The sequence below is a fragment of the Streptomyces sp. NPDC043952 genome, assembly GCF_056435325.1.
Window position 1 is genome coordinate 103,014 of the sequence record NZ_JBWKES010000015.1, and the last position, 24,702, is coordinate 127,715.

Annotated in this window: 24 protein-coding genes and 1 pseudogene; 10 read left to right on the forward strand and 15 right to left on the reverse strand. The window is 72.5% G+C overall.

Going from position 1 to position 24,702, the window contains the following annotated elements; genetic code table 11:
- The first annotated feature begins 77 nt into the window (after positions 1–77).
- Positions 78–713 carry a TIGR03085 family metal-binding protein gene (locus AC069R_RS19120; protein ID WP_478768002.1) on the forward strand — a complete coding sequence of 212 codons (636 nt, stop codon included), beginning with the start codon at positions 78–80 and terminating at the stop codon, positions 711–713.
- 15 nt (positions 714–728) lie between these two features.
- Positions 729–1,127, forward strand: coding sequence for a VOC family protein (locus tag AC069R_RS19125; RefSeq protein ID WP_478768003.1), 399 nt, complete (start codon positions 729–731; stop codon positions 1,125–1,127).
- Positions 1,128–1,146: 19 nt separating this feature from the next.
- Here AC069R_RS19125 and AC069R_RS19130 read toward each other — a convergent pair whose 3' ends face one another.
- The 10 genes and pseudogenes from AC069R_RS19130 to hisD form a co-directional block, all read right to left on the reverse strand.
- Positions 1,147–2,385: an MFS transporter gene (locus tag AC069R_RS19130; protein ID WP_478768004.1), complete on the reverse strand. Its 1,239-nt coding sequence runs from the start codon at positions 2,383–2,385 to the stop codon at positions 1,147–1,149.
- A 48-nt stretch (positions 2,386–2,433) separates the two neighbouring features.
- A pseudogene (locus AC069R_RS19135) lies at positions 2,434–2,541 on the reverse strand (transcriptional regulator); the annotation flags it as partial.
- Positions 2,542–2,628: 87 nt separating this feature from the next.
- Positions 2,629–3,384 (reverse strand): imidazole glycerol phosphate synthase subunit HisF, encoded by a 756-nt coding sequence (hisF, locus tag AC069R_RS19140; protein ID WP_478768005.1) that lies wholly within the window; start codon positions 3,382–3,384, stop codon positions 2,629–2,631.
- 6 nt (positions 3,385–3,390) lie between these two features.
- Positions 3,391–3,786 carry a RidA family protein gene (locus AC069R_RS19145; protein ID WP_478768006.1) on the reverse strand — a complete coding sequence of 132 codons (396 nt, stop codon included), beginning with the start codon at positions 3,784–3,786 and terminating at the stop codon, positions 3,391–3,393.
- A complete protein-coding gene (gene priA, locus AC069R_RS19150; protein ID WP_397986434.1) occupies positions 3,783–4,508 on the reverse strand; it encodes a bifunctional 1-(5-phosphoribosyl)-5-((5-phosphoribosylamino)methylideneamino)imidazole-4-carboxamide isomerase/phosphoribosylanthranilate isomerase PriA in 726 nt (241 codons plus the stop codon). Before priA ends, AC069R_RS19145 begins: the two co-directional genes overlap by 4 nt.
- 3 nt (positions 4,509–4,511) lie before the next feature.
- Entirely contained in the window at positions 4,512–5,156 is a 645-nt protein-coding gene (gene hisH / locus AC069R_RS19155) for an imidazole glycerol phosphate synthase subunit HisH (RefSeq protein ID WP_397986433.1), read from the reverse strand.
- Complete coding sequence (locus AC069R_RS19160; RefSeq protein WP_478768007.1) at positions 5,153–5,317, reverse strand: hypothetical protein; 165 nt, start codon at positions 5,315–5,317, stop codon at positions 5,153–5,155. Before AC069R_RS19160 ends, hisH begins: the two co-directional genes overlap by 4 nt.
- 3 nt (positions 5,318–5,320) lie before the next feature.
- Positions 5,321–5,914, reverse strand: coding sequence for an imidazoleglycerol-phosphate dehydratase HisB (hisB, locus tag AC069R_RS19165; RefSeq protein WP_085564273.1), 594 nt, complete (start codon positions 5,912–5,914; stop codon positions 5,321–5,323).
- Positions 5,911–7,023 (reverse strand): histidinol-phosphate transaminase, encoded by a 1,113-nt coding sequence (locus AC069R_RS19170; protein WP_478768008.1) that lies wholly within the window; start codon positions 7,021–7,023, stop codon positions 5,911–5,913. Before AC069R_RS19170 ends, hisB begins: the two co-directional genes overlap by 4 nt.
- Entirely contained in the window at positions 7,020–8,363 is a 1,344-nt protein-coding gene (gene hisD, locus AC069R_RS19175) for a histidinol dehydrogenase (RefSeq protein ID WP_478768009.1), read from the reverse strand. Before hisD ends, AC069R_RS19170 begins: the two co-directional genes overlap by 4 nt.
- A 195-nt stretch (positions 8,364–8,558) precedes the next feature.
- On the opposite strand from hisD, the gene AC069R_RS19180 reads away from it, so the two are divergent.
- The 4 genes from AC069R_RS19180 to ybaK all read left to right on the forward strand — a co-directional run bounded on the left by AC069R_RS19180 (position 8,559) and on the right by ybaK (position 12,737).
- Positions 8,559–10,136 (forward strand): oxidoreductase, encoded by a 1,578-nt coding sequence (locus tag AC069R_RS19180; protein WP_478768011.1) that lies wholly within the window; start codon positions 8,559–8,561, stop codon positions 10,134–10,136.
- A gap of 259 nt (positions 10,137–10,395) precedes the next feature.
- Positions 10,396–11,469, forward strand: coding sequence for a hypothetical protein (locus AC069R_RS19185; protein ID WP_478768012.1), 1,074 nt, complete (start codon positions 10,396–10,398; stop codon positions 11,467–11,469).
- A gap of 11 nt (positions 11,470–11,480) precedes the next feature.
- Complete coding sequence (locus tag AC069R_RS19190) at positions 11,481–12,221, forward strand: LON peptidase substrate-binding domain-containing protein (protein WP_478768013.1); 741 nt, start codon at positions 11,481–11,483, stop codon at positions 12,219–12,221.
- Between the two features lie 12 nt (positions 12,222–12,233).
- On the forward strand, positions 12,234–12,737 hold the full coding sequence (ybaK, locus tag AC069R_RS19195; RefSeq protein WP_478768079.1) for a Cys-tRNA(Pro) deacylase: 504 nt from the start codon (positions 12,234–12,236) through the stop codon (positions 12,735–12,737).
- 321 nt (positions 12,738–13,058) lie between these two features.
- Here ybaK and AC069R_RS19200 read toward each other — a convergent pair whose 3' ends face one another.
- From AC069R_RS19200 to AC069R_RS19215, 4 genes are all read right to left on the reverse strand, one after another.
- Positions 13,059–13,715 carry an AAA family ATPase gene (locus AC069R_RS19200; protein WP_478768014.1) on the reverse strand — a complete coding sequence of 219 codons (657 nt, stop codon included), beginning with the start codon at positions 13,713–13,715 and terminating at the stop codon, positions 13,059–13,061.
- Between the two features lie 34 nt (positions 13,716–13,749).
- Entirely contained in the window at positions 13,750–14,574 is an 825-nt protein-coding gene (locus tag AC069R_RS19205) for an ABC transporter permease (protein ID WP_478768015.1), read from the reverse strand.
- A gap of 61 nt (positions 14,575–14,635) precedes the next feature.
- Complete coding sequence (locus AC069R_RS19210) at positions 14,636–15,649, reverse strand: ABC transporter ATP-binding protein (RefSeq protein WP_478768017.1); 1,014 nt, start codon at positions 15,647–15,649, stop codon at positions 14,636–14,638.
- 465 nt (positions 15,650–16,114) lie between these two features.
- Complete coding sequence (locus AC069R_RS19215) at positions 16,115–17,335, reverse strand: NYN domain-containing protein (RefSeq protein WP_478768018.1); 1,221 nt, start codon at positions 17,333–17,335, stop codon at positions 16,115–16,117.
- A gap of 225 nt (positions 17,336–17,560) precedes the next feature.
- Between AC069R_RS19215 and AC069R_RS19220 the strand changes: the two genes are divergently transcribed.
- Entirely contained in the window at positions 17,561–17,743 is a 183-nt protein-coding gene (locus tag AC069R_RS19220; protein ID WP_478768019.1) for a hypothetical protein, read from the forward strand.
- 95 nt (positions 17,744–17,838) lie between these two features.
- On the opposite strand, the gene dnaE is transcribed toward AC069R_RS19220, so the two are convergent.
- A complete protein-coding gene (gene dnaE / locus AC069R_RS19225; protein ID WP_478768020.1) occupies positions 17,839–21,378 on the reverse strand; it encodes a DNA polymerase III subunit alpha in 3,540 nt (1,179 codons plus the stop codon).
- Between the two features lie 224 nt (positions 21,379–21,602).
- On the opposite strand from dnaE, the gene AC069R_RS19230 reads away from it, so the two are divergent.
- The 3 genes from AC069R_RS19230 (at position 21,603) to AC069R_RS19240 (ending at position 24,611) form a co-directional block, all read left to right on the forward strand.
- Positions 21,603–22,949, forward strand: coding sequence for a DUF2252 domain-containing protein (locus AC069R_RS19230; protein WP_478768022.1), 1,347 nt, complete (start codon positions 21,603–21,605; stop codon positions 22,947–22,949).
- A gap of 68 nt (positions 22,950–23,017) precedes the next feature.
- The gene (locus tag AC069R_RS19235) at positions 23,018–23,701 is read left to right on the forward strand and encodes a hypothetical protein (RefSeq protein WP_478768023.1); all 684 of its coding nucleotides are present in this window, start codon (positions 23,018–23,020) and stop codon (positions 23,699–23,701) included.
- A 67-nt stretch (positions 23,702–23,768) separates the two neighbouring features.
- On the forward strand, positions 23,769–24,611 hold the full coding sequence (locus AC069R_RS19240; RefSeq protein ID WP_478768024.1) for a thioredoxin domain-containing protein: 843 nt from the start codon (positions 23,769–23,771) through the stop codon (positions 24,609–24,611).
- Positions 24,612–24,702 lie beyond the last annotated feature (91 nt).

Consider the following 24,702-nt stretch of genomic DNA (forward strand, 5'->3'; position numbering starts at 1 on the left):
CCATTGTGCCGCGCGCCACTGACAGTGCCGGGCGGGTGTCCACTGCGCGGACCGGTGGCTGGTCGTAGGCTGACCCCATGTCGACCTTCGCCAAGCGTGAACGGCTCCTGTTCGCCGACCTCTTGGAAACCGTGGGCCCGGACGCGCCGACCCTGTGCGAGGGCTGGCGCACCCGTGACCTGGCCGCGCATGTGATCGTGCGCGAGCGCCGCCCGGACGCGGCCGGCGGCGCGCTGATCAAGCAGCTCGCGCCGCGCCTGGAGAAGGTGATGGCGGAGTACACCGCGAAGCCGTACGAGGAGCTGATCCAGCTGATCCGTACGGGGCCGCCGCGGTTCTCGCCGTTCCAGGTCAAGCAGGTGGACGAGGCCGCGAACACGGTGGAGTTCTACGTGCACACCGAGGACGTGCGCCGGGCGCAGCCGGAGTGGAGCGCGCGGGAGCTGGACCCGGTGTTCCAGGACGCGCTGTGGTCGCGCCTGGAGCGCACGGCGCGGCTGCTGGGGCGCGGGGTGCCGACGGGGCTGGTGCTGCGCCGGCCCGACGGGCAGACGGTGGTGGCGCACAAGGGCGCCCCGGTGGTCACGGCGACCGGGGAGCCGTCGGAGCTGCTGCTGTTCGCGTTCGGCCGGGACCGGGCGGCGCGGGTCGAGGTGGAGGGCGAGGCGGACGCGATCGACAAGCTGCACTCCTCCAAGCAGCTGGGGCTCTGACCGGGGAGGCCGCCCGTGATCAAGGTCGCGATGACCGGGGTATACGTGGACGACGTGGCGCGGGCGCACGCGTTCTACACGGATGTCCTCGGCTTCGAGACGCGCACCCACATGGATCTCGGGGACGGCACGCTGTTCGTCACGGTCGGCGCGCCCGAGGGCGCGCAGCCGGACCTCCAGCTCCTCCTGGAGCCGGGCCAGGGCCCGATCGCCGAGTCCTACCGTCGCGCGCTGTACGAGGCGGGCATCCCCTGCATCGTCTTCTCCGTGGACGACCTCGCGGCCGAGCACCGGCGGCTGAGCGGCCTGGGGGTCCGCTTCCCGCACGGTCCGCGGGAGCAGGGGCCGGTGCTGGCGGCGGTGTTCGACGACACGTGCGGCAATCTCGTGCAGCTGGTTCAGCCGAAGGTATGAATGCCGGGGGGTATGAGCCTCAGCCGGGCAGTTCGGCGCGGCGCAGGGCCGGTACGACGAGGGCGACGACCCCGCCGAGGGCGCACACGAAGGCGCTGACCAGGTAGACGGGGCCGAGCCCGAAGGCGCCGATCGCGGCGGCGGCGAGGGGCATGCTCAGCGGGGTGAGGCCGAGGCTGATCAGGCTGGAGACGGCGGTGACCCGGCCGAGGCAGGCGGGGTCGGCCTGGGTCTGGAGCAGGGCGCCGCACAGCGCGCCGCTGAGCCCGGTCAGCAGGCCGACGAGCAGGGCGGTGCCGACGGCCGCCCAGAGGCCGGGCGCGTAGGCGAGGGCGCCGATGGCCGCGGATCCGGCGATGACGGTGACGCCGACGATGAGTCCGGCGCGCGGCAGCCGGCCGCGGAGGGTGAGCAGCAGCGAGGCGGCGCCGGCTCCGACGCCGAACCCGGCGAGCACCCAGCCCATCCCGGAGGCACCCCAGCCGCGGTGGTCGGCGAGCAGGGTCAGGCCGACGTTCAGCGGGCCGACGAAGCCCAGGTCGCCGAGGGCGATGGCGAGCATCAGCGGGGCGAGGACGCGGTGGCCGCGGATGTGGCGCAGCCCGGCCGCGAGGTCGGCCCGCGCGGTGGTGCGGGGGCCGTCCGCGCGGTCGCCGGGCAGCTCCCGTATCCGTACACGGAGCAGCAGGGGCACGGACACGGCGATCAGCGCCCCCGCCAGGGCGAAGGCGGCGGGGGCGCCGCCGGCGGCCACGGCGAGGCCGCCGAGCGGGGCGCCGACGACGCTCGCGAAGCGGATGGCCAGGCCGCGCATGCCCTGGACGCGGGCCAGCTGGTCCTTGCCGGTGACCCGCGCGGGCAGGGCGCCGACGGCGGGCACGAACACGGCGTCCACGGTGCCGAAGACCAGCGCGAGCAGGGCGAGCGGCCACAGTCCGGGGCTGGTGAGGTACAGCAGGGCGGCCACCGCGAGGACGGCGGCGCAGCGCAGGGCGTCGCTGCCGATGACGACCCGCCGGGGCCCGAGCCGGTCGGCGATCACTCCCCCGCCGAGCATCAGCACGGCACGGGGCAGCGCGCTCGCCGACATCACCAGCCCGGCCTGCGCCGCGGTCCCGGCCCGCACGGCCGCCCAGGACAGCGCCAGGTAGTACACGCTGTCCCCGAGCATGGAGCACGTATAGGCGCCCAGCCACCGCCGCACATTAGGGTCCCGGTGGGCTTGTACGGGGGCCGGGGGTACGACGGTGGCGGTCATGCCGGTTCTTGTCCTCTCAGGCAGGCACGGAAGGGAGGCCACAGGCGGTCACCCGCGGAACGGGAAGCCGTACGTATGCACGGCCACGTTCTCGCGGCCCTCGGTGTCTCCCGCCACGACGGCCGCCTGGCTTCGCTCCTGGTACGCACGGACGAGGGTCGTACATCCGCAACCGCGGCTCGGTCAGGTCCGCGAAAGGGCCCCGGCGGCGCCTTCGTCCGCCGGGGCCCTGAAGAGCTCGGGTCAGCGCACCGGGTGGCCCGCCGCCCGCAGGGTCTCCTTCACCTCGCCGATCCGCAGGTCGCCGAAGTGGAAGACGGAGGCCGCGAGGACCGCGTCCGCGCCGGCGGTGATGGCCGGCGGGAAGTGGGACAGCGCGCCCGCGCCGCCGGAGGCGATGACCGGCACGGAGACGTGCTTGCGGACGGCGCCGATCATCTCCAGGTCGTAGCCGTCCTTGGTGCCGTCGGCGTCCATCGAGTTCAGCAGGATCTCGCCCGCGCCCAGTTCGGCGGCCCGGTGCGCCCACTCGACGGCGTCGATGCCGGTGCCCCGGCGGCCGCCGTGCGTGGTCACCTCGAAGGACCCGGACCCGGTGCGCCGCGCGTCCACCGACAGGACCAGCACCTGGCGGCCGAACCGCTCGGCGATCTCGCGGATCAGCTCGGGGCGGGCGATCGCCGCGGTGTTCACGCCCACCTTGTCGGCGCCCGCCCGCAGCAGCTTGTCCACGTCCTCCGCGGTGCGCACGCCGCCGCCGACGGTGAGCGGGATGAACACCTGCTCGGCGGTGCGGCGCACCACGTCGTACGTCGTCTCCCGGTCGCCGGAGGACGCGGTGATATCCAGGAACGTCAGCTCGTCGGCGCCCTCGGCGTCGTACACCTTGGCCATCTCGACGGGGTCGCCCGCGTCGCGCAGGTTCTGGAAGTTGACGCCCTTGACGACCCGGCCGTTGTCCACGTCCAGGCAGGGGATGACTCGGACCGCCAGGGTCATGACTGCTCAGGCTCCTCTGAATGCTTCAAGCTCTACTTCGACCAGGATGCGCGGGTCCACGAAGCCCGCGACCACCAGCAGGGTGGAGGCGGGGCGCACGGAGTCGAACAGGTCCTTGTGGGCCCGGCCCGCCTCGTCGACGTCGCGCACATGGCTCAGGTACATACGGGTGCGGATCACGGACTCGACGCCGAGCCCGAACTCCTTGAGCGCCTCCAGGGCATTGCCGAAGGCGACCCTGGTCTGCTCGTACGGATCGCCCTCGCCGTACAGGACCGTGCCCCGGAAGGGCGTGGTGCCGCCCACCAACACCCGGTCCCCCGCCGCGACGGCGCGTGCGAAACCGAAACTCTCTTCCCAGGGACTTCCGCTCTGCACCCGCCGTACGGCATCCGATGTCATGACGCCACAGCCTCCAAGGCCTCTTCCAGGGTGAACGCCTTCGCGTAGAGGGCCTTCCCGACGATGGAGCCCTCCACACCGAGGGGCACCAGTTCGGCGATGGCGCGCAGGTCGTCCAGGGAGGAGACGCCGCCGGAGGCGACGACCGGCCGGTCGGTGGCCGCGCACACATTGCGCAGCAGTTCCAGGTTGGGGCCCTGGAGGGTGCCGTCCTTGGCGATGTCGGTGACGACGTAGCGCGCGCAGCCCTCCTTGTTCAGGCGGTCCAGCGTCTCGTAGAGGTCGCCGCCGTCGCGGGTCCAGCCGCGGCCGCGCAGGGTGGTGCCGCGCACGTCCAGGCCCACCGCGATCCTGTCGCCGTGCTCGGCGATCACCTTGGCGACCCACTCGGGGCTCTCCAGGGCGGCGGTGCCGAGGTTGACGCGGGTGCAGCCGGTGGCGAGGGCGGCGGCGAGGGTGTCGTCGTCGCGGATGCCGCCGGACAGCTCCACCTTGATGTCCATGGCCCCCGCCACCTCGGCGATCAGCGCCCGGTTGTCACCGGTGCCGAAGGCCGCGTCCAGGTCGACCAGGTGCAGCCACTCGGCGCCGGACCGCTGCCAGGCGAGGGCGGCCTCCAGCGGGGAGCCGTAGGAGGTCTCGGTCCCGGACTCGCCGTGGACGAGGCGTACGGCCTGGCCGTCGCGGACGTCGACGGCGGGGAGGAGTTCGAGCTTGGCCATGGTCTACAGGGTTCCGATCCAGTTGGTGAGGAGCTGGGCGCCGGCGTCGCCGGACTTCTCGGGGTGGAACTGGGTGGCCCACAGGGCGCCGTTCTCCACCGCGGCGACGAAGGGCTTGCCGTGGGTGGCCCAGGTGACCTTGGGGGCGGCGATCACCGGGTTGTGGGTCTCCTGCGTCCAGTCGTGGACGGCGTAGGAGTGCACGAAGTAGAAGCGGGCGTCGGCGTCCAGGCCGGCGAACAGCTCGGAGTCGGCCGGGGCGGCCACGGTGTTCCAGCCCATGTGGGGCACGACGTCGGCCTCCAGGGGGCCGACGGTGCCGGGCCATTCCTCCAGGCCCTCGGCCTGCACGCCGTGCTCGATGCCGCGCGAGAACAGGATCTGCATGCCGACGCAGATGCCCATCACCGGGCGCCCGCCGGACAGCCGGCGGTCGATGACCCAGTCGCCGCGGGCGTCGAGCAGGCCCCGCATGCAGGCGGCGAAGGCGCCGACGCCCGGTACCAGCAGGCCGTCCGCGTTCATCGCCGCGTCGAAGTCACGGGTGATCTCCACGTCGGCGCCGACCCGCGCGAGGGCGCGCTCGGCCGATCGGACGTTGCCGAAGCCGTAGTCGAAGACGACGACCTTCTTGGCGGTCGCGCTCAATTCCACACCTCCAGCCGCATGACGCCGGCGACCAGGCACAGCCCGGCCGCGAGGGAGAGCAGCACGATCAGGCTCGTGGGCATCTTCTGCTTGACGAAGGAGATGATGCCGCCGACCAGGAAGAGGCCGACGACGATCAGCAGGGTCGACAGACCGGTCATGGGTTACAGCGCGCCCTTCGTCGACGGGAGGATGCCGGCCGCGCGCGGGTCGCGCTCGGAGGCGTAGCGCAGCGCCCTGGCGAGTGCCTTGAACTGGCACTCCACGATGTGGTGGGCGTTACGTCCGTACGGTACGTGAACGTGCAGCGCGATCTGCGCCTGGGCCACGAAGGACTCCAGGATGTGCCGGGTCATCGTGGTGTCGTACTCGCCGATCATCGGCGCCATGCGCTCGGGCTCGGTGTGCACGAGGTAGGGGCGGCCGGACAGGTCGACGGTGACCTGGGCGAGGGACTCGTCCAGCGGGACCGTGCAGTTGCCGAAGCGGTAGATGCCCACCTTGTCGCCGAGCGCCTGCTTGAAGGCGGCGCCGAGCGCGAGGGCGGTGTCCTCGATGGTGTGGTGGGAGTCGATGTGCAGATCGCCGTCGGTCTTCACGGTCAGGTCGAACAGACCGTGCCGGCCGAGCTGGTCGAGCATGTGGTCGTAGAAGCCGACGCCGGTGGCGATGTCGGTCCGCCCGGTGCCGTCGAGGTCTATCTCGACCAGGACCGAGGTCTCCTTGGTGGTGCGCTCGACGCGCCCTACGCGGCTCATGCCTCAAGCTCCTTCTTGACTTCACGTGCGGCGTCGAGGAACGCGTCGTTCTCCGCGGGGGTGCCGGCCGAGACCCGCAGCCATCCCGGTACGCCGTTGTCCCGGACCAGGACGCCCCGGTCGAGGATCTTCCGCCAGGCCTCGTGGGCGTCGGCGAAGCGGCCGAACTGCACGAAGTTGGCGTCGGACTCGATCACGTCGTAGCCGATCGCGCGCAGCTCGGCGACCAGCCGGTCCCGCTCGGACTTCAGCTGCTCGACGTAGCCGAGCAGGGTGCCGGTGTGCTCCAGGGCGGCCAGCGCGGTCGCCTGGGTGATCGCCGACAGGTGGTACGGCAGCCGGACCAGCTGGACGGCGTCCACCACGGCCGGGTCGGCCGCGAGGTAGCCGAGGCGCAGGCCCGCCGCGCCGAACGCCTTGGACATGGTGCGCGAGATCACCAGGTGCGGGCGGCCGTCGAGCAGCGGCAGCAGCGAGTCGCCGTGGCTGAACTCGACGTACGCCTCGTCCACGACCACCATCGACGGCTTGGCCGCCTGCGCCGCCTCGTACAGCGCGAGCACCGTCTCGGGCGGGATCGCGTTGCCGGTGGGGTTGTTGGGGGTGGTGAGGAAGACGACGTCCGGCTTGTGCTCGGCGATGGCGCGCGCGGCGGCGGCCGGGTCGATCGTGAAGTCCTCGCGCCGGGGACCGGAGATCCAGCCGGTGCCGGTGCCGCGCGCGATGAGCGCGTGCATCGAGTACGACGGCTCGAAGCCGATCGCGCTGCGGCCGGGGCCGCCGAAGGTCTGGAGCAGCTGCTGGATGACCTCGTTGGAGCCGTTGGCCGCCCAGACGTTCGCCAGGGTCAGCGGGAACTTGCCGGTGTCGCTGAGGTACTTGGCCAGCTCGGTGCGCAGCTGGACCGCGTCCCGGTCGGGGTAGCGGTTCAGGTCGCGGGCGGCTTCCCGGACCCGCTCGGCGATCCGCTCGACCAGCGGCTCGGGCAGCGGGTACGGGTTCTCGTTCGTGTTCAGGCGGACGGGGACGTCCAACTGGGGCGCGCCGTAAGGGGACTTGCCGCGCAGCTCGTCCCGGATGGGAAGGTCGTCGATCCTTACGTCGCTCACTTGCTCTCCGGTACCTTCCAGCCGAACCTCGCCTTGATGGCCGCGCCGTGTGCCGGCAGGTCCTCCGCCTCCGCCAGCGTCACCACGTGGTGCGCGACCTCGGCGAGCGCGTCCCTGGTGTAGTCGACGATGTGGATGCCGCGCAGGAAGGACTGCACGGACAGGCCCGAGGAGTGGCAGGCGCAGCCGCCGGTGGGCAGGACGTGGTTGGACCCGGCCGCGTAGTCGCCGAGGGAGACGGGGGCCCAGGGGCCGATGAAGATCGCGCCCGCGTTGCGCACCCGGTCGGCGACGGCGGCGGCGTCGGCGGTCTGGATCTCCAGGTGCTCGGCGCCGTACGCGTCGACCACCTTCAGGCCCTCCTCGACGCCGTCCACCAGGACGATCGCGGACTGCCGGCCCGCGAGGGCCGGGCGGATCCGGTCGTCGGTGTGCTTGGTGGCCGCGACCTGCGGCTCCAGCTCCTTCTCCACCGCGTCCGCGAGGTCGGGGGAGTCGGTGACGAGGACGGCGGCCGCGAGCGGGTCGTGCTCGGCCTGGCTGATCAGGTCGGCGGCCACGTGCACCGGGTCGGCGGTGTCGTCGGCGAGGATCGCGATCTCGGTGGGTCCGGCCTCGGTGTCGATGCCGATCCGGCCGGTGAAGTAGCGCTTGGCGGCGGCCACCCAGATGTTGCCGGGGCCGGTGACCATGGTGGCGGGCGGGCAGGACTCGGTGCCGTAGGCGAACATCGCGACGGCGGTGGCGCCGCCGGCCGCGTACACCTCGTCCACGCCGAGCAGCGCGCAGGCGGCCAGGATCGTCGGGTGCGGCAGGCCCCCGGCCGGATCATTCTCGAAAGCGGGGGCCTGCGGCGGCGAGGCGAGCGCGATGGACTCGACGCCGGCCTCCTGCGCCGGAACCGCGTTCATGATCACCGAGGAGGGGTAGACCGAGCGGCCGCCCGGCGCGTACAGCCCGACGCGCTCGACCGGAACCCACTTCTCGGTCACCGCGCCGCCGGGGACGACCTGGGTGGTGTGGGCGGTGCGGCGCTGCGCGCGGTGCACCAGGCGGGCGCGCCGGATGGACTCCTCCAGGGCGGCGCGCACGTCCGGGTCGAGGCCGGCCAGCGCGTCGGCGAGCGCCTGGGCCGGGACACGGACGGATTCCAGCCGTACTCCGTCGAACTTCTCCGCGAAGTCGATCAGCGCCGCGTCGCCGCGATGATGCACGTCCTCGCAGATCGGACGCACCTTCTCCAGGGCGGCCTGAACGTCGAAGTCGGCTCGGGGCAGCAGGTCACGCAGGGCGGGGCCCTCGGGGAGGGCGTCGCCACGCAGATCGATTCGGGAAATCACGGTTCCAATTCTCTCAGACCGCCGTCCGTAGTCGTCCGCACGTATCAGTGGCTGATACAGGCCGTGAGGCAATGTCTGGTACAGACGCTGGCCGGAACTCGGAAGATCCCCTTCACCACGGGTGTTCCGTGCGTCACTCAGCGGGCATCAACCGCGGGACGAACCACCCGGACAGTGGAGAAAGAAGGAACAGCGGTGACCGAGGGGACCGGCTTCGTCGCCGGGGACCTGCCGGACGACCTGACCGCGGCCGAGGCGGGCATGTGGCAGGCCTTCCGCAACGGCAGTGTGTACGACCTGAGCAGCGGCGACACCGTCGTCGACGATCCGCACGGCGGGCATCCCTGGGGGCCCGAGCGGTCCGTGCGGGCGCGCATCATCGCCTGGCTGCTGCTGGACGGGCCGCCGGCGCTGGCCGGGCGGGTGTCCGCGCTCAAACTCGCCGGGGTGCGCGTCACGGGCACCCTGGACGTGGCGGGCGGCACCGTGCGGCCGTACGTCGAGCTGCGCGACTGCCGCTTCGACGAGCAGGTGCTGGTGCCGGAGGCGCGGTTCAGCACGCTGCGGCTGGTGAACTGCTCGGTGCCGCGCCTGGAGGCGGCCCGGCTGCACACCGAGGGCGATCTCCATCTGCCGCGCTGCCGGTTCCAGAACGGGGTCCGGCTGACCGACGCGCACATCGGCACCGATCTGCTGCTCAACCAGTCGATCGTGTACCGGGACCGCAGCGGGCGCTCGATCTCCGCCGACGGCCTCAATGTCGGCCAGGACCTCCAGGCGGAGCTGCTGGAGTCGCACGGCGAGCTGCGGCTGCGCGGCGCCCAGATCGGCGTCTCGCTGAGCCTGCGCGGCGCGCGCCTGTCCAACCCGTACTCCAGGCTCGCCCTGAACGCGCCGCAGCTCAGCGTGGAGCGCACCCTGTACCTGACCCCGGCCGGGGTGGGGAACCCGCTGCTCAGCGGGACCACACCGGCGCGCGGGACCCGGATCCAGCGGTTCGAGTGCCAGGGCGGGCTGCGGCTGGACGACGGGCGGTTCGGGGACGCGGTGGACCTGGAGCGGGCCCGGTTCACCCTCACCGACGACCAGGAGCTGTCGCTGCGCCGGGTGCACGCGCCCGAGCTGCGCTTCCTCGGGGACGGTCCCCAGCGCGGCAAGGTGGTGCTGTCGGGGGCGCAGATCATGAACCTGGTGGACCGCGCGGGCGCCTGGCCGGGCGCCGGGCGGCTGCACATGGGCGGCTTCGCCTACGAGAACCTGGTGCCGCAGGGCCCGTTCCCGCTGATCCGGCGCCTGGACTGGATCGCCGCGGCCACCGCCGAGTACGCCCCGGAGCCGTACGAGCGCCTCGCCTCGGTGCTGCGGGAGGCCGGGGAGGACGAGGACGCCCGCGAGGTGCTGCTGGCCAAGCAGCGCAGGCGCCGGGAGACGCTGCCGCTGGCGGGCAAGCTCTGGGGCTACGCCCAGGACCTGGCGGTCGCGTACGGCTACCGGCCCGGCCGCGCCGCGGTGTGGATGGCGGTGCTCTGGGCGGCCGGCACCCTCGCCTTCTCGCACGCCGCGCACCCCCCGACCAACCACGACGAGCACCCCTACTGGAGCCCGGCCCTGTTCACCCTGGACCTGCTGCTGCCGGTGATCGACCTCGGCCAGGTCGGCGAATGGCAGCTGCGCGGCCCCTGGCAGTGGCTGTCGGCCGCGATGGTCCTGCTGGGCTGGGTGCTGGCGACGACGGTGGCGGCGGGGGCGACCCGGCTGCTGCGGCGCAGCTGACGCCCCGCGGCAACGGCAGCGACAACGGGGCAGTGGCAGCGGGGAGCGGGGAGCGGCAACGGGGCAGCGGCAGCCGGCGCGCGGTTCATGTGCGGGCATGTGCGGGCATGCGCGCAGAGGACACCCATGACCGTCACGGCCGCACAAAAGTCGAACAGTCGCCCTTTGCCGGTCCTTGACCCTCGGCCGTACAACCTTCCATGACTTCCCCCAAGCCTCTGGCGCAGCCGCGACCTGCGGACTTTCAATGGTCCGCACCATGGTTCCGCTGCCCTCGTTCCTCCGCCGCTCCTGGATGTCCCGATCTTCCGCGCGCCCGGCCTCGGGGATCGCCTCCGGGGACGAGGCCGTGCTCGACGCGCCCGACGACCGGCTCTCGCCCGCGCTGGTCGCCGCCGGCCAAGGCGAGTACCGGGCCGCGGCCGAGCTGCTGGCCGGCACCCGTGCCGCGGCCGAGTGGGAGAACCACGACGGCTACGCCCGGCGGCTGGCCGCGTTCGCCCGGCTGCGCTCCGAGTGGTTCGAGGACTGGCGGGCGGCCGAGCCGGACGACCCCGGCGCCCTGCTGGTCGCGGCCCAGCTCGCGGTGGACCGGGTGTGGTCCTCGCCGGCCCGCGCCGAGCTGCTGCGCGAGGTCAGCCCGCTGATCACGGCCGCCGCACGGGCCGACGACCGGGACCCGGTGCCCTGGCGGATCGCGCTGGACCACGCCCGCGGCTCGCGGGCCGGGCACCGCTACTTCGAGGAGCTGTGGGAGGCGGCGCTGCGCCGCGACCCGCACCACTACGGCTGTCATGTGGCCGCGCTGCGCTATCTGGGCGCGTTCTGCTGCATCCGCTTCGGGGACACCCCGCACGTGCCGAGCGCCGCGCACCACGCCTGCTTCGACTTCGCCGAGCTGGCCGCGCAGGACGCCCCGGCGGACTCGCTGGTGCAGGCGCTGCCCGCGTGGGCCGCCTACGGCTATCTGATCGAGGGCGGCGGGCCCGGAGTGGCCCGCGAGCGGCTGGACGCGGCGGCCGACCGCGCCCTCGCCCTGTCGGCGCGGTTCGCGGCGGCCGACCCGTGGCCCGCCGCGGTGCGCAACATGCTGCTCTACGTGCTGCTGCGGCTGGACCGCGGTCAGGACGCGCGCGCCCTGGTGCGGCTGGTCGGCCCCTATGCGACCTCCTGCCCCTGGGACCGGTTCTCGGACGACCCGCTCGGCCACTTCCTGCGGCTGCGCGAGCACCTGCTGTCGGGGGGCGGGACGCCCGCCGCGGCCGGGCTGCTGCCGGCCGCCGGGGACGTGCTGCCCGGACACCGCGGACACCACCGCCCCGCGGACCATTAGGCTGGGGCGCCGTGACCACCGTCCGTCTGCCCCTCTTCCCGCTGAACACGGTCCTCTTCCCCGGACTCGTGCTCCCGCTGAGCGTCTTCGAGGAGCGGTATCGCGCCATGATGCGCGAGCTGCTGAAGACCCCCGAGGAGGAGCCGCGCCGGTTCGCCGTCGTGGCCATCCGCGACGGGTACGAGGTGGCGCCCAGCGCCCCCGGCATGCCCGACCCCACGGCGGAGCCCGAGCGCGGGCCGGCCGCGGGCTTCGGCGCGGACCCGCTCATGTCCTTCCACCAGGTGGGTTGCATCGCGGACGCGGCGACCATCCGGGAGCGCACCGGCGGCACCTTCGAGGTGCTCGCGACCGGTACGACGCGGGTGCGGCTGCTGTCCGTGGACGCCTCGGGGCCCTATCTGACGGCCGAGCTGGAGGAGCTGGCGGAGGAGCCGGGCGACGAGGCGGGGGCGCTCGCGGAGGGCGTGCTGCGGGCCTTCCGGCAGTACCAGAAGCGGCTGGCGGGGGCGCGGGAGCGGTCGCTGGCCACGAGCGCGGAGCTGCCGGACGACCCGAGCGTGGTGTCGTACCTGGTGGCGGCCGCGATGATGCACGACACGCCGACCAAGCAGCGGCTGCTCCAGGCGCCGGACACCGCCTCCCGGCTGCGGGACGAGCTGAAGATCCTGCGCGGCGAGACCGCCATCATCCGTAACCTGCCGTCGCTGCCCGCGTCCGAGCTGACGCGGACGCCGACCAGTCTGAACTGAGTGCGCACCCCCATGGCGAAGAAGTCGAAGAAGCAGCAGCAGTCCGGGGGGACCCCGGCGACGGTCGCGCTGAGCGCGGCGGGCGTCGAGTTCACGGTCCACGCCTACGAGCACGACCCCGCCCACCCCTCCTACGGCGAGGAGGCCGCGGAAGCGATGGGCGTCTCCCCCGACCGCGTCTTCAAGACCCTGGTGGCCGAGGTGGACGGCAGCCTCGTCGTCGGCGTGGTCCCGGTCGCCGGCACCCTCGACCTGAAGGCCCTGGCCTCGGCGGTCGGCGGCAAGCGTGCCGCCATGGCCGATCCGGCCCTGGCCGAGCGCACCACCGGCTACGTCCGCGGCGGCATCTCCCCGCTCGGCCAGCGCAAGAAGCTCCCCACCGTCCTGGACGACTCGGCCCTCGGCCACGCCACGATCTGCGTGTCGGCCGGGCGCCGCGGCCTGGAGGTGGAGCTGGCGCCCGGCGACCTGGCGGAGCTGACGGGAGCGGTGTCGGCACCGATCGGGCGGGGCTGAGGGGCCGATCGCGGGCGGGACTGAGGAGGCGAGCGCGGGGCAGGGCTGAGGGGCCGGGCTGCGGTATCGAGCGCGGGGCGAGGGTGCGGGAGCGGGGGCGAGGGAGCCGGGCTGAGCCTCTGCCGAGCGCCGAGCCCCGGCCAGCCGGGCACTGTCGAGCGCCGAGCCACTGCCGAGCCGGGCCCCTGCCAGCCGGGACCGGTCGAGCGTCAAGCCCCTGCCGAGCCGGGCCCCCGTCAAGCGTCAAGCCCCTGCCAGCCGGGCCCTCGCCGGGCCGGGGCCTCGCCCCGCCGGGCCCCTGTCGCGAGCGGTGCGCCGCGTCTACGGGGCGGGCGTGAGCGGTGCCTCGCCCGGATGCTGCGGCTCGGGGTCGCGGGGGCCGAACAGCGCGGTGAGCCCCAGGTGGACCAGCACTGCGGCGAACGGCCAGGACAGCAGCGCGGCCTTCGCGCCCAGCCGCAGCGGCGCCGGGAAGGTGACCCCCTTGCCGACCGCGCGGGCGTGGGCGATGACGTCGGACGTGGGGCCGAGCCACACCCCGAGCCGCCAGGCCAGCAGGGAGCCGAGCAGTGCGCCGAGCGCCAGCCCGACGACCAGCGGTACGCCGCCCCGCCTGCGCCACAGGAAGGCCGCGAGCCCGCTCACCGCGCCGAACGCGAGCGCCAGCAGGGTGAACGTGCCGTCCACGCCGACCGCCTGCTCACCCTCGCTGTCCTTGAGATAGACCACCCAGCTGTTGCCCGACTGGTCCCCGACCAGCGGCACATGGGGTGCCAGCCGCCACCACAGCAGCCCGAGCAGCGCCCCGCACACCGCCGTCAGCACGGCGATCACGGCGCCCTCGCGCGCTTCGGTCTTCATTCCGGGGCCGTCCTCTTCATAGGCACCCGCCGTCGGCGCCCCGGCGGGCGGCGCCTGCCAGATCTGGTGCGCGGAGTGGTCGTGCGGGGGCGGGGGCGGGTTCAGCGGTGCGGTCACCCTGCCATCGTGCCAGGTCGGCCTGTGCGCCGCGTCACCGGACGGCGGCCCTGCGGTACGCCCACGCGGCCGCGGCGAGCGAAACCACCCCGACCCCCGCGCACACCCCCAGGTCAGCGAGGACGACGGCCCAGTCCGGATGCGCGCCGAACGTGCGGGCGTACGCCTCCACGCCGTAGGTGGAGGGCAGCAGGTCCCGCGCCAGCCGGATGACCTCCGGCATCCGGTCGGCCGGCAGCACCCCGAGCAGCAGCGCCGCCGACATGCCGAGCTGCCCGAGCAGCGTCGCCAGTTCGGGGCGGGGCGCGAGCAGGCCCAGCGCCGCGCCGAGCCCGGACAGCGCGGCCCCGGCGAGCGGCACCACGGCCAGCAGCACCCACAGGTTGGCCAGCGGCAGGCCGAACAGCACACAGCCGAAGACGGCGGTCACCAGCGTGCCGGGCACGGTGAAGGAGGCGTACGCGGCCGCCGTGCCCAGCACCACCGCGGCGGGCGGCACCGGCAGCGTGGCGTAGTGGTCGAGGCCGCCGCCGGCCCGCAGCTGCCCGAAGTACTGGGCCAGCAGGTTGAGCGCGACGAACGCGACGACCAGCACGGAGGAGCCGGCCACCACGGACCGCGCCTCGAAGCCGTTGTCGACGACACCGCGCATCATCACGGTGATGCCGATCGACTGGAAGGTCGCCACGAACAGCAGCGGGATCCGCGCCACCCGCGCACGGGACAGCTGCGCCCGGTACACGGCCGTCAGCGACGGCCACAGCCGCGCCGCGGGGGCGAGCTCGGCCGCGACCGGCCCCGCCTCCGGTACGGCGGTCCGGGCCCCGTCGGGCAGAACCTGCGCGGGTACGACACTCACGACGAGCTGCTCCTCTTCCCTGCGGCAGCCGTACCGGCCTTGCTGTGTACGGCCCGTGCGCTCATGCCTTCACCAGCCCCTGCCGGGCGGCGCCGCCGAGGGCCAGGTAGACGTCCTCCAGGCTGGGCGTGGCCAGGGTGAAGTCGTCCAGGGCGGCGAAGGCGGCGCCGCCGGTCACCGTGGCGACGGCGGCGCGGGCCTCCTCGGGGGCGAGCCGCAGCGTCCAGCGCCGGCCGGACTCGACCGCGCGCTCGCGCAGCACGGCGACCTCGGGCACCTCCAGCGGCGCCCGTCCCCGCCACACCAGTTCCACCCGGACCTCGCCCGCGACGCGTTCCTTCAGCCCGGCGGGGGTGTCGCAGGCGATGACCCGGCCCCGGTCGAGCACGGCGACCCGGTCGAGCACGGTCTCGGCCTCGATGACGTTGTGGGTGACGAGGAGGACGGTGGTGCCGCGTTCGGCGCGCCGCCGGTCCACGGCCGCCCAGACCGCGCGCCGGGCCACCGGGTCCATGCCGGTGGTCGGCTCGTCCAGGACCAGCAGCGGGCGCTCGCCGACGAGGGCGGCGGCGAAGGTGGCGAGCCGGCGCTGCCCGCCGGACAGCTTCTTCAGCGGCCGCCCGGCGATCGGGGTGAGCCCCAGCTCCTCCAGTACGGCGTCCCGCTCGGCCCGCGCCGCCCGCGCGTCCAGGCCGCGCAGGCGTCCGGTGGTCTCGGCGGCGAGGGAGACGGTCAGCTCGTCCAGGGCGGTGGACTCCTGGCCCAGGTAGGCGAGGAGGCGGGCGGCCCGCTCGGGGTGGCGCACGATGTCGTGGCCGAGGATCTCGACGCTGCCGGTGTCGGGGCGCAGCAGCCCGGTGAGCTGTCGTACGAGGGTGGACTTGCCGGCGCCGTTGGGGCCGAGCAGCCCGAAGATCTCGCCGCGCCGTACCGTCAGCTCCAGGGCGTCGGTGGCCCGCACCTCGGGGGTGCCGGGTGCGCCGCGGCGGCCCTTGACGGCCGGGTAGGTCTTGGCGAGCCCGCGTACGCGGACGACCTCGTCCTGCCGAAGTGCCTGCCCCACACGCGTACTCACAAGGGGAGAGGGTACGGGGTCCGCCCCCTTTACCCACCCTTGGGGCCACCCGAACCAGTACCGGGCCGGAAGCCGGTGCGTCCCCGTCCGGACCTCAGCCCAGCCCCGTCCGGCCCGCTCCCGGCCGCACGCCCCGCCTCGCCCAGTCCCACCGGCCTGCGGGAAGCCGCCGCAACCGACCAGGCCCCCGCCCCACCCTGGCCGCACGCCGGTCACGGCTCCCGGCCTCGCCCCACCTGACCGCACATCGATCACGCCCCCTGGCCCCTCGCCCCCACCCGGCCGCACGCCGGTCACGGCTCCCGGCCCCGCCCCCACCTGGCCGCACGCCGATCACGCCCCCCGGCCTCGCCCCACCCGCCCGCACGCCGATCGCGCCCCCGGCCTCGCCTCCACCCGGCCGCACGCCGGTCGCGGCTCCCGGCCTCGTCTCCGCCGCGCCGGTCCCCCGCGTCCGGCGTCGCCTCACTCCCCCGCGTTCGCGTGTTCCGCCGCGGCCGGGATGTCGAACTCGCGCCAGAAGCCCGCCCGGATGGCGTAACGGTCGTGCTCGTCGATCTGGTCGTCCTTGTGCGCGAGCAGCCCGAAGCGGGCGGCGTAGCGCAGCAGCTCCCCGTCGATGCGGTGCGGGATGCGCGGGTACATCTGGGACAGCCGCTGGAGATGGCTCTGGTCGCCGAGCCGGGAGATCCAGCGGCGGGCGAAGACCTGCCCCACCTCGTACGGATCGCCGCCGACGGTGGTGATGTCCTCCTCGCGGTCGGCCCAGCGCTGCTCGGCCGTGGTGAGCTGGGCGAGGGTCGGCATGGCGGCGGCCTCGGCCGGTTCGGTCACCGTGCCCGGCCGGTCCACCCAGCCCTTGTCGGAGGACCAGCGCAGGGTCGCGGTGGCCGGCTGCTGGGCGGTCTGGACGGCGCCGGGGGCGCGCAGCGCGGCGAGGTCCTTGGGGGTGGGGACGCCCTTGGTCACCGGCATCCGCTCCTGGCTGCCGTTCTGGGCGGCGCCGCCGGCCGGGCGCGTCTCCTGCTCGGCGGGGCGCTCGGCGGCCGCGGCGAGCGCGGACTCGGGCAGCGGCGCGGAGAGGATCGCGGCGATCTCGGGCCGCGGCACGGGCGGCGGCGCGCACACACCGGTCAGCTCCTTGGCCCGGATCGCCTGCGTGATCCACGCCCGGTCCAGGACGCGCCGCTCGTCGGCCTCGGCGACCAGGTCCTCGGACTGGTTGTAGTCCCCGTCGGCGGCCTGCACGGCCCACAGGTGTACGGCGACGCCGTGCTCCTTGGCCGCCATCATGCCCGGCAGCAGATCACCGTCGCCGGTGACCAGGACGACGTCGGAACAGGCCCGGTTGCGGGCCAGCTCGGTCAGCTCGGCGTGCATGGCGGCGTCCACGCCCTTCTGCGCCCAGCGCCCGTCGCTGCGGGTGAGGGCGCCGAGCCGGACGGTGACGCGGGGCATCACGCGCAGTCTGCGGTGCTCGGGCTGCGGAACCCGGTCGGGGGCGCCGTCGAACCAGTAGATGCGCAGCAGGGGGCGCTCGGTGTCGGACTCCGCGCGCTCGCGCAGCGCCTGGATCAGCGCGGGGTGGTCGACGGTGATCCGGGACCGCGAGGGCTCGCCCGCGAGGAGGCTGGCGGCGGCGCCCAGCAGATACCCGGCGTCCACCAGGACGATGCAGCGGTCCACGCGACTCACCCTCTTCCCGGGAGGTTTTGCTTCGGACTTCCTTCGAGTCTGCCCGACCGCGCGGGGGTTAACGGCCCGAACTCGATCTTCGGCGTGGCGTTTGCGGCTGTTACCCGCCAACCTACCCTGTCACACAGGGTAATTGTCCGACATGCGATTGATGTCAGCTTATGTGAATCTGAATCCGGCCCTGGCCCCTAGATCCCCCGCAGGAGGCAGATCACCATGGCCAAGAACAAGAACCGCAAGCAGGGTGGCTCGCAGAACCGCGCCGCGCAGCACGCCGCCCCGGCGCACGAGCAGGCGCAGCACACCGCGGAGTCCCACGAGTCCCCGGTGACACACATCCAGGGCAGTTCCGGTGATACCGGGCGTGGCAAGAGGCAGAAGAGCTTCGGCCACAACTAAAGGGCGATCGACGCCTGTTGCGTAAGAAAAGAGGGGCGCACCCGCCACGGGTGCGCCCCTCTCGCGGCTTCGGCCCCGCGCCGCCGGGAGCCGGCTCAGCCCGCGAGGCAGGACGGGCCGAGCAGCACCTTCAGATCGCCGAACAGCGCCGGGTCGGGCTTGACCCGGTGCCGGTCCAGGCGCAGCACCGTGGTCTTGCGCGGCCCCTGGAGCTTGATCCGCACCTCGCTGTCGCCCTTGTGGTGGCTGAGGATCTCGCCGAGGCGGCTGACCATGGGCGGGGTGACCCGCGTCGCCGGGATGGTGAGGACCACCGGCGCGTTGGCGCCCGCGTTGGACAGGTCCGGGACCATCAGCTCCATGGCGACGAGCCGGGGCACGTCCTCGCGCTTGTCGAGGCGGCCCTTGACGAACACCACGGCGTCCTCGACCAGTTGGGTCGACACCAGCTGGTAGGTGGCCGGGAAGAACATGCACTCGATGGAGCCCGCGAGGTCCTCGACGGTGGCGATCGCCCAGGCGTTGCCCTGCTTGGTCATCTTGCGCTGGAGGCCGGAGATGATGCCGCCGATGGTGACCACCGCGCCGTCCGCGTGCTCACCGCCGGTGAGCTGGGAGATGCCCGCGTCGGCCTTGTCGGACAGCACGTGTTCGAGGCCGAACAGCGGGTGGTCGGAGACGTACAGACCGAGCATCTCCCGCTCCTGGGCGAGCAGATAGGTCTTGTCCCACTCCTCGTCGGTGAACTGCACGTCGAGGCCGAAGCCGGGCTCGTCGGCGCTGTCGTCGCCCATGCCGCCGAAGAGGTCGAACTGGCCCTCGGCCTCCTTGCGCTTGACCGCCACCACGTTGTCGATCATCGGCTCGTACTGCGCCGTGAGGCCCTTGCGGGTGTGGCCCATGGTGTCGAACGCGCCGGCCTTGATCAGCGATTCGGTGGTGCGCTTGTTGCAGACGACCGCCTCGACCTTGTCGAGGTAGTCGGGGAAGGAGGCGTACTTCCCCTTGGCCTTGCGGCACTTGATGATCGACTCGACCACGTTGGTGCCGACGTTGCGCACCGCGGAGAGGCCGAAGAGGATCACGTCGTCGCCCTGGGCGGCGAAGTTGGCCTCGGACTCGTTGACGTTCGGCGGGAGCACCCGGATGCCCATGCGGCGGCACTCGTTGAGGTAGACCGCCGACTTGTCCTTGTCGTCCTTGACCGAGGTCAGCAGTCCGGCCATGTACTCGGCGGGGTGGTTGGCCTTGAGGTAGGCGGTCCAGTACGACACCAGGCCGTACGCGGCCGAGTGGGCCTTGTTGAAGGCGTAGCCGGCGAACGGGACCAGCACGTCCCACAGCGCCTGGATGGCCTCGTCGCTGTAGCCGTTCCTGCGGGCGCCGGCCTGGAAGATGGTGAAGTTCTTCGCCAGTTCCTCGGGCTTCTTCTTGCCCATCACACGGCGCAGGATGTCGGCCTCGCCGAGCGAGTACCCGGCGATGATCTGGGCGGCCTTCTGCACCTGCTCCTGGTAGACGATCAGGCCGTAGGTGACGTCCAGGACCTCCTTGAGCGGCTCCTCCAGCTCGGGGTGGATCGGCGTGATCTCCTGCTGCCCGTTCTTGCGCAGCGCGTAGTTCGTGTGGGAGTTCATGCCCATCGGGCCCGGCCGGTACAGGGCCGACACGGCGGAGATGTCCTCGAAGTTGTCGGGCTTCATCAGCCGCAGCAGCGAGCGCATGGGGCCGCCGTCGAACTGGAAGACGCCGAGGGTGTCGCCGCGCTGGAGCAGCTCGAAGGTCTTGGGGTCGTCCAGCGGCAGGGACAGCAGGTCGATGTCGAGGCCCTTGTTGGCCTTCACCATCTTGACCGCGTCATCCATGATCGTCAGGTTGCGCAGGCCCAGGAAGTCCATCTTCAGCAGGCCGAGCGACTCGCAGCTCGGGTAGTCCCACTGCGTGATGGTCACGCCGTCGGTGTGCCTGACCCAGACCGGGACGTGGTCGGTGATGGTCTCGCTGGACATGATCACGCCGGCCGCGTGCACACCCATCTGCCGGACCAGGCCCTCCACACCGCGGGCGGTGTCGATGACCTTCTTCACGTCCGGTTCGTTCTCGTACATCGCCCGGACCTCGCCCGCCTCGGAGTAACGGGGGTGGCTGGGGTCGGTGATGCCGGACAGCGGGATGCCCTTGCCGAGGACGTCGGCGGGCATGGCCTTGGTGATGCGGTCGCCCATCGCGTACGGGTAGCCCAGCACACGCGCCGAGTCCTTGATCGCGTTCTTGGCCTTGATGGTGCCGTAGGTGCCGATCTGGGCGACCTTGTCGGCGCCGTACTTCTCGGTGACGTACCGGATCACCTCGGCGCGCCGGCGCTCGTCGAAGTCGATGTCGACATCGGGCATCGAGATGCGCTCGGGGTTGAGGAAGCGCTCGAAGATCAGGCCGTGCGGGATCGGGTCGAGGTCGGTGATGCCCATGGCGTACGCCACGATCGAACCGGCCGCGGAGCCTCGGCCGGGGCCGACCGCGATGCCGTTGTTCTTGGCCCACATGATGAAGTCGGCGACCACGAGGAAGTAGCCGGGGAAGCCCATCGAGATGATCACGTCCATCTCGTAGTCCGCCTGCTTCTGGCGGTCCTCGGGGATGCCGCCGGGGAAGCGGCGCTCCATGCCGCGGCGGACCTCCTCCTTGAACCAGGTGACCTCGGTGTAGCCCTCGGGGATGTCGAACTTCGGCATCAGGTCGCGCTTCTCGAACATGCCGGTGGTGTCCACCATCTCGGCCACGAGGAGCGTGTTGGCGCAGCCCTGCTGCCAGGCGTCCGAGGAGTCGATGGCGTACATCTCGTCCGTGGACTTCAGGTAGTAGCCGGTGCCGTCGAACTTGAAGCGGTCGGGGTCGGAGAGGTTCTTGCCGGTCTGGATGCACAGCAGCGCGTCGTGAGCACTCGCCTCATGGGCGTACGTGTAGTGCGAGTCGTTGGTGACCAGCGGGGGGATGCCGAGCTTCTTGCCGATCTCCAGGAGGCCGTCGCGGACCCGGTGCTCGATGTCGATGCCGTGGTCCATCAGCTCCAGGAAGTACTTGTCCTTGCCGAAGATGTCCTGGTATTCGCTGGCGGCCTTGAGCGCCTCGTCGAACTGGCCGAGGCGCAGCCGGGTCTGCACCTCGCCGGAGGGGCAGCCGGTGGAGGCGACGATGCCCTCGGACCACTGGGAGATGGTCTCCTTGTCCATCCGGGGCCACTTCTGGAGCCAGCCCTCGGCGTACGCGTCGGAGGACAGCCGGAAGAGGTTGTGCAGACCGGTCTTGTTCACCGCCCACATCGTCTTGTGGGTGTAACCACCGGAACCGGACACGTCGTCGCGCTTCTGGTGCGGCTGGCCCCACTGGATCTTGCGCTTGTTGCGCCGGGACTCGGGGGCGACATAGGCCTCGATCCCGATGATCGGGGTGATCCCGGCCTTCTGCGCGGAGTGGAAGAAGTCGTACGCGCCGTGGAGGTTGCCGTGGTCGGACATGGCGATGTGCGTCATGCCCATTTCATTGCAGGCGTTGAACATGTCCTTCAGCCGCGCGGCACCGTCCAGCAGCGAGTACTGGGTGTGGACGTGCAGGTGCGTGAACGGCGGCTTTGACACGGTTCGGCCTCCAACGGAGAACGTCAGGCGACGGGCGGGCGGACACTCTGGGGGACAGCGTCGAATCCTATGCCCTGCCACTGACAACCGGGGCGGATCCCCGCGTACGGTCGGGCGGGAACCGGGCACTCCCGCACGGCGTCGCCCGTTGGAGACGGCGAAAGCGCTGTCGTATCCATGGACGCACAGTGACGCACCACTCCCGCACCAGGAGGCATCCCGCGATGTCGGTTTCTCAGCTCAGCGCCGAGCAGCGCGGCGAGGAGATCCTCGCCGTGTTCGACACCGCCTTCGGCAGGCTCCTGGCCGCCGACCCGGCCGCGTTCCGGGTGAAGTTCCGGAAGATGGCGGCCTCGGCCTTCGCCTTCTACCGGGGCACGGCGTGCCTCTTCTACCACGACATCGATGCCGAGCGGCGGGGCGGCCCCTACCTGGACGACCGCACCTCGCGCGTGTGGATCCACGGCGACCTGCACGCGGAGAACTTCGGCACGTACATGGACTCGTACGGCCGCCTGGTGTTCAACGTCAACGACTTCGACGAGGCGTACGTCGGCCCCTTCACCTGGGACCTGAAGCGCTTCGCCGCCTCGATCGCGCTCCTCGGGTACGCCAAGGCGCTCAGCGACGACCAGATCAGCGAGCTGGTGACGGTCTACGCGGCCGCCTACCGGGAGCGGATCCACGCCCTGGCCACCGGCGCCAAGAGCGACGAGGTGCCGCCGTTCACCCTGGACACCGCGGAGGGCCCGCTGCTCGGCGCGCTGCGCGCGGCCCGCTCGCTGACCCGGTTCGAGCTGCTGGAGTCGATGACCGAGATCCGCGACTTCGAACGCCGGTTCGCATCGGGCCCCGGCACCGTCGAGCTGGACGCGGCCGACCGCTACAAGATCCTCGCGGCCTTCGACGGCTATCTGGAGACGCTGCCCGACTCCTCCCTGACCCGCCCCGACTCCTACCGGGTCAAGGACGTCGTGGGCCGCCGGGGCGTCGGCATCGGCTCGGCCGGGCTGCCGTCGTACAACATCCTCCTGGAGGGCCACAGCGACGCGCTGGAGAACGACGTCGTGATCTACATCAAGCAGGCCCAGACCCCGGCCGTCTCCCGGCACATCACGGACCCGGCCATCGCCGGGTACTTCCAGCACGAGGGCCACCGCACGGTGATCTCCCAGCGCGCCCTCCAGGCGCACGCCGACCCGTGGCTGGGCTGGACCGAGCTGGACGGCGCCGGCCAGCTGGTCGCCGAGATCTCGCCGTACGCCGTGGACCTGGACTGGAGCGAGCTCGACGACCCGGAGGAGATCGCCCTGGTCGTGGCCGACCTGGGCCGGGCCACGGCCACCATGCACGCGGCGGCGGACGACACCTCCGGCGAGTCCCTGGTGCCCTTCTCCACCGAGCGGGCCATCGACGCGGCGATCGCGGCCGACGAGGAGGGCTTCGCGCCCCTGCTGGTGGACTTCGCGCACACCTACGGCGCCCGCGCCCGCGCCGACCACCACATCTTCGTGGACCTGTTCCGCAACGGCCGGATTCCGGGGCTTCAGGACGCCTCGCCGAGGCGGTAGCGTGCGGGTACTCACAGGCCCCCTTTAGGGGTCCCTTACTCCGGTTCGTGACAGACTCTGCTCTCGCTATGGACATATCCGGGACCTATCTCAGAGCCGTACGCGCGGTGCTGTTCACGGCCTTCGTCGTGACCCTCGGCACCGCGTCGCACGTGCTGCTGTCCCGGACGCCGCTGCCGGCCGCGACCGTGGCCGCGGTCGCCGCCGGCGTCTTCGCCGGCGCGTACGCGCTGGCGGGCCGCGAGCGCGGCTTCGGCCGGATCGCGGCCCTGCTGGTGCCGCTGGAACTGAGCGCCGACACGGTGTTCACCACCGGCCAGCGGACCTGCTACGGCCCGGCGGGCGGCCCGGTCGCCGGTCCCCTGCACGCCTTCGGCTTCGACCTGCTGTGCCACGGCGGCGCGGTGGGCACCCCGCTGGCCGAGGTGAGCCGCGGCCAGGCCGCCGGTGTGCTGGCGCACGCCTCCCCGGCCACCGCCTGGCTGCTGCTCGCCGCGCACATCGGGGTGAGCCTGCTGGCCGCCGCCTGGCTGCGCCGGGGCGAGCGGGCCCTGGTGCAGCTGCTGCGCGCGGTGGCCGCCGCCTCCTTCCGGCCGCTGCTCCTCGCGGTGGCCGCGGTCACCGTACGGCTCCTGCCGGAGGGCCGCCCGCCCCGCCCGGCCCGGCGCCCGGCCGCCGTCCGCGACCGGCTGCTCGCGCACTCCCAGAAACGGCGTGGACCGCCGTGCTCCGCCCCGCTCACCGCCTGGTGAGCGACTTGGAGCACCCCACCCGTATCCCGCGCACGTCAGGTGCGCGACCCCCAGGGAGTACACCCACATGAGCAAGCGGAACAGCCAGACGGCGAAGACGGCGGCCCGCGAGCGGCTGCGCCAGGAGCGCGAGCGCCAGGCCAAGCGCGACAGGAAGAAGCGGCAGATCATCGTCGCCTGCTCGGTCGTCGCCGTGCTGGCGGCGGCCGGCGGCATCGGCTGGGCCGTCGTCCAGGCCAACAAGCCCGGCCACTGGGAGAAGATGAAGACGGCCAAGGTCGTCGCCCCCGCCCACACCGAGGGCACCAACGGCACCACGGTCGTCATCGGCAAGGCGAGCGCGAAGAAGACGCTCAAGGTGTACGAGGACCCGCGCTGCCCGGTGTGCGCCCAGTTCGAGCAGACGGTCGGCCCGACCCTGCACAAGGACATCGAGGACGGCAAGTTCAAGATCCAGTACGTAGGCGGCACCTTCCTCGACGGCGACTCGCTGAAGAACGGCAAGATCGGCACCAGCGGTGAAGGCTCCAAGAACGCGATGAGCGCCCTGGGCGCCGCGCTGAACATCAGCCCGGAAGCGTTCCTGGACTACAAGTCGGCGCTGTATTCGGCGAAGTGGCACCCGGAGGAGACGGACGACAAGTTCAAGAGCGACGACTACCTCATCAAAATCGCGAACACTGTCCCGGCGCTGAAGAACAACGCGAAATTCGACAACGCCGTCAAGAACGGCACGTACGACGCGTGGGCGCTGGCCATGTCCAAGTCCTGGGACACCAACAAGGACGGTGTGGTGAGCACCCCGAGTTTCGTCATGGACGGCAAGACGCTCACCACCGGCAACCAGGGCCAGCCGCCCATGACGGTGGCCGACTTCAACAGGGTGATCGACGCCGCGCTCAAAGCGTAGCCCCGGCTGACGGCCGTGGGGGGGGGGGGGGTGGGGTGGGGGGGGGGGGGGGGGGGGGGGCGGGGCTCTCTGGTCTCGCTCGCACGCGAGC